Here is an 8,531-nt window from a genome sequence, read left to right as displayed (position 1 = left end):
CGGCTGGCTCTCCCGGCTCCTCGACTGGCAGGAGGCGGCGCCCGACCCGGACCACTTCTGGTCGACCCTGCGCGAGGACCTCGCCCAGGACCGCGAGATCACCGTCTTCCGGCCCGACGGCGGCACACTCGGCCTGCCCGACGGGGCGACCTGCGTGGACGCCGCGTACGCGCAGTACGGCGAGGACGCGCACGCGTGCATCGGCGCCCGGGTCAACGGCCGTCTGGCGACGCTGAGCACCGTCCTGAAGGACGGTGACACGGTCCAGCTCCTCATGGGCCAGGACCCGGCGTCCGAGCCCTCCCGGGAGTGGCTGGAGCACGCGCACACGCCCGCGGCCCGGATCGCCATCCAGCGCTGGCTGGCCGCGCATCCGGCACAGGCCGAGGCCCAGCGGACCGACGTCCAAGAGGACCGGCGGGCCGAGGAACGCGCGGCGGCTCCCCGGCCCACGAAGGCAGACGCGTCCGACCCGGACGGACCGGCTCCCGAGCAGGCGGCCGTCCGCCCCGCCGGCGGGAACGTCCTCACCGACCGGCCCGGCGCCACCGTCCGGCTCGCCGGCTGCTGCACACCCGTACGGCCCGACGAGATCACCGGCTTCGCCGTACGCGGGGGAGCCGTCACCGTGCACCGCGCCGAGTGCGCCGCGGTGGCCCGTATGAAGGACGGTGGGCGTACGGAGGTCGGTGTGCGCTGGGGTGATGCCACCGAGTGCCGGGTCACGCTGGTCGCCGAATCGTTCGTCCGTCCCCATCTGCTCGCGGACCTCACGGAGGCCATGGCCCTCGAAGGCGCCGAGATCGTCTCCGCGACCGTCGAACCCCCGACCCAGCAGCAGGTCCGTCACACGTACACCGTGCAGCTCCCCGACGCGGCCCACCTGCCCGCCCTCATGCGCGCCATGCGCAACGTGGCCGGGGTCTACGACGTCACCCGGGCCCAGCCGCAGACGCAGGGCGGCTGAGCCCGCCCGGGCGCCGGACACGGCTCGGCTGAGCCCGCCCGGGCGCCGGCCATCTGCCGCGGGGCGGCACCCGGCGCAGGCCCCGGTCCCCGGTTCGGGTGGGCCGGACGCGCGTCGTCCGCGTCACGCCCGCGCGCGCTGATAGCCGTGAGGCATGCGCCTCACCCCCCACCGCACCCGCCCYCGTACCCGCTCCTGTCGTCGGCGGACGTCCGCGGCGCTGCTCGCCTCGGCCGTCTCCGTCTGCCTCGTCGCCGCGAGCGCCCCCGTCGTCCCGCTCGGCGTCGGCGACCGACTCTTCCCGTACCTGGGCAACCCCGGCTACGACGTCGCGTCGTACGACCTCTCCTTCACCTATCCCGGCACCAACAGCGAGCCGCTGCGAGCCGTCACCACCATCGACGCCTGGACCACCGCCGACCTGGACCGGGTCAACCTGGACTTCGCCCACGGCACGGTCCACTCGGTCGAGGTCGACGGCGAGCGCGCCACCTTCAGCACCGCCGGCGAGGACCTGGTGATCACGCCCGAGGCCTCCGTACCGGACGGCAACTGGATGCGGATCACCGTGCGGCACACCAGCGACCCCGTGCCCGCCAAGGGGCGCGAGGGCGGCTGGGTGCGCACCGCGGACGGCCTCGCCATGGCCAACCAGGCCGACGCCGCGCACCTGGTGTTCCCGTGCAACGACCACCCCTCCGACAAGGCGATGTTCACCATCCGGGTCACCGCACCCGACGGTCACACGGCCGTCGCCAACGGCCTGTCCGCCGGGGTGGACAAGTCCGGCGGGTCGACCACGTGGACGTACCGCACCCGGCACCCCATGGCCACCGAACTCGCCCAGGTCTCCATCGGCCGCTCCACGGTGCTGCACCGCACCGGCCCGCACGGACTGCCGGTACGGGACGTCGTCCCGACCAGGTACCGCAAGGCCCTCGAACCCTGGCTGGAGAAGACCCCGGAGCAGATCGCCTGGATGGAGAGCAAGGTCGGCCGCTATCCCTTCGAGACCTACGGCCTGCTCATGGCCGACGCCTCCACGGGCTTCCAACTGGAGACCCAGACGCTCTCCCTCTTCGAGCGGGAGCTGTTCACCGAGCCCGTCCACCCCGCGTGGTACGTGGAGTCGATCATGATCCACGAGCTGGCCCACCAGTGGTTCGGTGACAGCGTCGGCCCCCGCACCTGGTCCGACCTGTGGCTCAACGAGGGACACGCCACCTGGTACGAGGCGCTGTACGCCGAGGAGCGGGCCGGCAAGCCCATGCGGGACCGTATGAAGGCCGCGTACGGCGCCTCCGACCGCTGGCGAGCGGACGGCGGACCACCCGCCGCTCCGAAGGCCCCCGAGCCCGGCCGCAAGATCGGCATCTTCCGGCCCAACGTCTACGACGGCGCCGCGCTCGTCCTGTACGCCCTGCGTCAGGAGATCGGCCGCCCGGCCTTCGAGCGCCTGGAGCGCGCCTGGGTCGGCCGGTACAAGGACCGCACAGCCACGACGGAGGACTTCGTCCGGCTCGCCGCCGAGATCTCCGGGCGTGACCTGGACGGCTTCTTCCAGGGCTGGCTGTACGGGGACAAGACCCCGCCGATGCCGGGGCACCCGGACTGGAAGCCGACCGCGTCGGCGAAACCGGCTGTGCCGGCGAAACCGACTGCGCCTGGGGAGGAGGCCGCACCTGCGAAGGTGGATGCGCCTGCGGAGGCGGCCGCATCCGCTGAGGCGGCTGCTCGATAACACGGTGACGAGACGCCCCGTGCCGTGCGACTATCTTCAGGTCGGCGCGGCACGGAGCGCCGGGAATCTCCCGGAGCGCTCGCGCGTTATGCCCGGTGACGGAAAGCTCCCAGCGCTCCGTCGCCGCAAACGGTTTCCCAGCTACGTAAGGATCCAATGACCTCCTCTTCTTCCCCTTCCCAGGACACCAAGCGCTTCGCGCACAGCCACCCCGAGGGTCTTCGGGCCGATGCCCTGATGGAAGAGGACGTCGCCTGGAGCCACGAGATCGACGGAGAGTGGGACGGCGACCAGCTCGACCGCTCCGAGCGCGCGGCTCTGCGCCGTGTGGCGGGCCTCTCCACCGAGCTCGAGGACGTCACCGAGGTCGAGTACCGCCAGCTCCGCCTGGAGCGGGTCGTGCTTGTCGGCGTCTGGACCTCGGGAACCGCGCAGGACGCGGAGAACTCCCTCGCGGAGCTCGCCGCCCTCGCCGAAACGGCCGGCGCGCTGGTGCTCGACGGTGTGATCCAGCGCCGCGACAAGCCCGACGCGGCCACCTACATCGGCTCCGGCAAGGCAGAGGAGCTGCGCGACATCGTCCTCGAATCGGGCGCGGACACCGTCATCTGTGACGGTGAGCTCAGCCCGGGCCAGCTGATCCACCTCGAGGACGTCGTCAAGGTCAAGGTCATCGACCGGACCGCCCTGATCCTGGACATCTTCGCCCAGCACGCCAAGTCCCGAGAGGGCAAGGCGCAGGTCGCGCTCGCGCAGATGCAGTACATGCTGCCGAGGCTGCGCGGCTGGGGTCAGTCGCTGTCCCGGCAGATGGGCGGCGGCAAGGGCGGCGGCCTCGCCACCCGTGGTCCCGGTGAGACCAAGATCGAGACGGACCGGCGGCGGATCCGCGAGAAGATGGCGAAGATGCGCCGGGAGATCGCGGACATGAAGACCGGCCGCGAGATCAAGCGCCAGGAGCGCAAGCGCCACAAGGTGCCCTCGGTCGCCATCGCCGGCTACACCAACGCCGGCAAGTCCTCGCTGCTCAACCGCCTCACGGGCGCGGGCGTGCTGGTCGAGAACGCCCTGTTCGCGACCCTCGACCCGACCGTGCGCCGGGCCAAGACCCCGAGCGGCCGGCTGTACACGCTGGCCGACACGGTCGGTTTTGTGCGCCATCTGCCCCACCACCTGGTCGAGGCGTTCCGCTCCACGATGGAGGAGGTCGGCGAGTCCGACCTGATCCTGCACGTGGTGGACGGTTCGCACCCGAACCCGGAGGAGCAGCTGGCCGCCGTGCGTGAGGTGATCAGGGACGTCGGCGCCACCGGCGTACCCGAGATCGTCGTGATCAACAAGGCCGACGCGGCCGACCCGCTGACGCTCCAGCGGCTGCTGCGTGTCGAGAAGCGGTCCATGGCCGTCTCGGCCCGCACGGGCCAGGGCATCGACGAGCTGCTCGCGCTCATCGACAACGAGCTGCCGCGCCCGTCGGTCGAGATCGAGGCGCTCGTGCCGTACACGCACGGCAAGCTGGTCGCCCGTGCCCACGACGAGGGCGAGGTCCTCTCCGAGGAGCACACCCCGGAGGGCACCCTGCTCAAGGCGCGGGTGCACGAGGAACTGGCGGCGGAGCTCGAGCCGTACGTCCCGGCGTCGGCGCTCTGACGGCTTCGGCCTGAGCGCGAGAAGGCCCGCTCCCTGTCCGAGGGAGCGGGCCTTCGGCATGTCCCGGTCACCGACCGCCGTACGTCTTGCTCATGTTCTGGTAGAGCGCCTCGGCATCGCGGCCCAGCTGCGGGCCGGCCAGCCAGCTGTTGTCGGCCGGGCCGATCGAGGTGTTGGACACGAGCACGGACTTGCCGTTCAGCACCCGGAACCAGCCGCCGCCGGACGAACCGCCGGTCATCGTGCAGCCGATGCGGTACATCGTCGGCAGGCTCGGGCTGAGCGAGAACCGGCCGGGGACGTTGACGCACTTGAACATCTTCAGGCCGTTGTAGGGCGGCGCCGCCGGGTAGCCCCAGGCGCCCATCTTGGCGGCCTCGGCCGTGGACGGCGCCGAGAAGTCCACGTCCAGCGCGGCGCCCACCGTCTCCTCCAGGGACTTGGCACCCTGCTCGGGCTTCACGTGCAGCACGGCATAGTCGTACGCGGCGCCGTCACCGCCGGTCTCCGAGCCGCCCTGGATCCACTGGTTCGAGGTCGAGGCCCAGTCCGCCCACCAGTTGCCGTACGGCGCGACCTCCGTCGGGTTCGCGTTGGTCAGCTCCGCTTCGGACTTGCCGAGGTCGTTGTAGGCCGGGACGAACACGAGGTTGCGGTACCACCCGCCGCTGCCGCCGGCGTGCACGCAGTGGCCCGCCGTCCACACCAGGTTGGACTTGCCCGGGTGGTTGACGTCCTTGATCACCGTGCCGGAGCAGACGGCCGGGCCGTCGGGGGAGTCGAAGAAGACCTTGCCGACCGGGGCGGCGTTCCGGTGGTACGGCGTCTTCTCGGCCTGCGCCTGGACGGGCGCCGGATCCGGATCGCTGACGCCCTGGCCGGCCGACGCGTCCTTCGTCGTGACCGTCTTGTCGGCTTCCTTCGCGGACTGCATCCGCTCCGGCTTCCAGAGGCCCTCGATCACCGGGTTGACGAAGTCCTTGGCCTCACTGAGCCACTTGTCCTTGTCCCAGTCCTTCCAGCCGCCGTCCTTCCACCGGTCGACGTCGATCCCGTGCTCCTCGAGCTTGCCGGCGAGGTCGGCCGGGATCTCGACCTTGCCACCGCCGTCCGCGGCCTGCGAGGTGGTGGCGTCCGGCTTGTCGCTCGCCGAGTCCGCCGAACCTTCACAGGCGGTCGCTGTGAGCGCCAAGGCGGCGACGAGCCCGGTGGTGGCGAGAAGGGTGCGCCGCCCGCGCCTCGGTGCCGCGGGCGTACGTGTGGAACGCATGGTGCGATGACCCCCGTTGGTGCGTGTGCATGTCATACCTGGCGCCGGAGCCCCCCGGCGCGACACCCCACTATGCCCGTGGAGTTGAGGGCGTACCGGGGTGGGGCGGTGAAGGTTTCCGTGAGTCCACGGGCCATTGCGCCAGGTGGGCAGCGCAGTGGCACGCGCACGGGCACGGGCACGGGGCTACCACCCCACCGCCGACGGTGTTCAGCGGACCGTCACCGGCCCGCGAACTTCTCGCTGACCGAGTCGTACACGCCCTTCGCCGCCTCGCCCAGGCGCGGACCGGCCAGCCAGCCCGACGTCACCGGACCGATCGAGGTGTTCGACACCAGCGCCGGCTTGCCGTCCGAGCCCGGCGCGACCCAGCCGCCGCCGGACGAACCGCCGGTCATCGTGCAGCCGATGCGGTACATCGTCGGGTCCGACGCGGTGACCGACAGCCGGCCCGGCCGGTCCTGGCACCGGTACAGCTTCTGCCCGTCGTACGGCGGCGCGGCCGGGTAGCCGATCGCCGTGACGCTCTCCACCTTCGGTACGGCGGGAGCCTTGAAGTCCACCGGCAGTGCCGAACCGACCGTCTCCTCCAGCGACTTGCCGCCGCTGCCCTTCTCCGGTGTCACATGGATGACCGCGAAGTCGTAGGGTGCGCCGTCCCCGCCGGTCGAGCCGCCCTGCTCGATCCACTGGTCCGAGGTCTGCGCCCAGTCTCCCCACCAGACGCCGTAGGGAGCGACGTCCTCCCTGGTGGCGTTCTCCAGTTCCGCGACCGGCTTGCCGTCGTCGTTGTACGACGGCACGAAAGCGATGTTGCGGTACCAGCCGCCCTTCTTGCCCGCGTGCACGCAGTGGCCCGCCGTCCACACGAGGTTGGACTTGCCCGGGTGGGCCGGGTCCTTGACGACCGTCGCCGAGCAGACGGCCGAGCCCTTGGGGGAGTCGAAGAACACCTTCCCGGCCGTGGGCGCGTTGGCGTGGTACGACGGCGGCACGGCCTGCGCCCGGACCGGGGCGGGCGTCGGATCGGTCACGCCCTGGTCACCGGCGAGGTCGCTGTCGTCCACGCCCTGGTCGGGCTCCTCGGCCTCCCGCATGCGGTCCGGGTCCCAGAGGCCCTCGATGATCGGGTTGATGTACTCGTTGGCCTCGCGCAGCCAGTCGTCCCGGTCCCAGTTCTTCCAGGCGCCGTTCTTCCACTTGTCGATGTCGATCCCGTGCTCGCGGAGCCGGTCCCTGATGTCGTCCGGGATCCTCAGCTTGCCGTCGTCGGATGCGCCGGCCGACGCGGAGGCCTCACCGCCCGCCGCGGCGTCGCCCGACTCGCAGGCGGTGGCGGTCAACGCGAGCGCCGAGGCGAGGGCAACGGCGGCCAGCACGGGGGAGTTCCTGCGGCGCGCCCTCCCCCCTCGGCTGGCGATGGGCGACGGCCGTGTGGATCGCATGATGTGACTCCCCCTGATATGGAACGAACATGGACGAACCGGTGCTTCGACCTTGATTTCCGTCGCATCACGGGGAGTTCAGGCCGACCTCACGGCGTCCGGGAACGGCACCACACACTATGCGGTGGCTGTGGGGGAGGCCCGACGGAACCGCAACAGTTCCGTCACGGAAAGGATCTTGAGGCAACCCGTAACCCGGTGAGCGGACCGGGGTTGGTAGCGGTTGGGGGCCTGCTGTTTGTGTGCGGCCTCTCTGTGCCCGTGCCCAGTGGGAGGTCAGGGAAGTCGTGGCGGAATCCACCCATGGGGGATGTGCGTCCGAGGAGGCCGCTGTGGGGCGTATGCCGGTGAGGGCCCTCCCAAGCGCCGTTGACGAGACGGCACCGGGAGCGCGCGCCGCGCACGAGGGGATTCTGCGCCGCCAGTCCGCGCGCGAGTCCGCCGCCCGCACCTACGCCCGCGCCCTGCCGATCGTGCCGGTGCGGGCCCGGGGACTGACCATCGAGGGCGCGGACGGCCGCCGCTACCTGGACTGCCTGTCCGGCGCCGGCACGCTCGCCCTCGGGCACAACCACCCGGTCGTCCTCGAAGCCATCCGCAAGGTCCTCGACTCCGGCGCGCCCCTGAACGCCCTCGACCTGGCCACACCCGTCAAGGACGCCTTCATCACCGAGCTGTTCCGCACCCTGCCCCCAGGGCTCGCCGACCGGGCCCGCGTGCGGTTCTGCGGACCGGCAGGCAGCGACGCCGTGGAGACCGCTTGCGAGCTGGTGCGCGCGGCGACCGGCCGGACCGGCCTCATCGCGTTCACCGGCGCCTCCCACGGAAGGACGGCCGGGGCACTCGACGCGTCCGCCGGTGCCCACGACGTACGGGTCGCCCGCCTGCCCTACCCGCAGGACTACCGCTGCCCCTTCGGCGTCGGGGGCGAGCGCGGGGCCGACCTCGCCGCCCGCTGGACCGAGTCCGTCCTCGACGACTCCGGGCCGGGCGCTCCGCTCCCCGCCGGGATGATCATCGAGCCCGTCCAGGGCGAAGGCGGGGTGATCCCCGCACCGGACGCCTGGCTGCGGCGCATGCGGCAGCTCACGGCCGACCGGTCCGTCCCCTTGATCGCCGACGAGATCCAGACGGGCGTCGGGTGGACCGGCGCCTTCTGGGCCGTGGAGCACAGCGGAGTGACCCCCGACGTGATGGTCCTCTCCAAGGCCATCGGAGGCAGCCTGCCGTTGGCCGTCGTGGTCTACCGCGACGACCTCGACGCCCCGGAACCCGGCGCCCCCGCCGGCATCTTCCGCGGCAACCAACTCGCCATGGCCGCCGGCACGGCGACCCTCACCCACGTCCGGGAGAATCACCTCGCCGAGCGCGCGGCGACTCTCGGGGCACGCATGCTGAGTCAACTCCAGGGGCTGGTCGCGGAGTTTGCGTGCGTGGGGGATGTGCGGGGACGGGGGT

6 protein-coding genes are annotated in these 8,531 nt (G+C 71.8%); 4 read left to right on the top strand and 2 right to left on the bottom strand.

Annotated features, from left to right (window positions below):
• From CA983_RS36625 to hflX, 3 genes are all read left to right on the top strand, one after another.
• Window positions 1-967, top strand: a 967-nt coding sequence (locus CA983_RS36625; protein ID WP_143645653.1) for a TGS domain-containing protein, incomplete at its 5' end; no start/stop codon positions are given.
• Window positions 968-1,121: 154 nt separating this feature from the next.
• The gene (locus tag CA983_RS36620; protein ID WP_086605054.1) at window positions 1,122-2,708 is read left to right on the top strand and encodes a M1 family metallopeptidase; all 1,587 of its coding nucleotides are present in this window, start codon (window positions 1,122-1,124) and stop codon (window positions 2,706-2,708) included.
• 156 nt (window positions 2,709-2,864) lie between these two features.
• Window positions 2,865-4,358 carry a GTPase HflX gene (gene hflX / locus CA983_RS36615; protein ID WP_086605053.1) on the top strand — a complete coding sequence of 498 codons (1,494 nt, stop codon included), beginning with the start codon at window positions 2,865-2,867 and terminating at the stop codon, window positions 4,356-4,358.
• Between the two features lie 67 nt (window positions 4,359-4,425).
• On the opposite strand, the gene CA983_RS36610 is transcribed toward hflX, so the two are convergent.
• On the bottom strand, window positions 4,426-5,628 hold the full coding sequence (locus CA983_RS36610; RefSeq protein WP_086605052.1) for a trypsin-like serine peptidase: 1,203 nt from the start codon (window positions 5,626-5,628) through the stop codon (window positions 4,426-4,428).
• Window positions 5,629-5,849: 221 nt separating this feature from the next.
• Window positions 5,850-7,073 carry a trypsin-like serine peptidase gene (locus CA983_RS36605; RefSeq protein ID WP_086605051.1) on the bottom strand — a complete coding sequence of 408 codons (1,224 nt, stop codon included), beginning with the start codon at window positions 7,071-7,073 and terminating at the stop codon, window positions 5,850-5,852.
• A gap of 341 nt (window positions 7,074-7,414) precedes the next feature.
• Here CA983_RS36605 and CA983_RS36600 point away from each other — a divergent pair.
• Window positions 7,415-8,531 (top strand): aminotransferase class III-fold pyridoxal phosphate-dependent enzyme (locus CA983_RS36600; protein WP_086605050.1); only part of this gene is annotated, 1,117 nt, incomplete at its 3' end.

Origin of the sequence: Streptomyces swartbergensis, assembly GCF_002148965.1 — a bacterium.
GTDB lineage: Bacteria > Actinomycetota > Actinomycetes > Streptomycetales > Streptomycetaceae > Streptomyces > Streptomyces swartbergensis.
The sequence above is the reverse complement of the archived record's forward strand: the minus strand, read 5'-3'. Positions and strand labels throughout refer to the sequence as shown.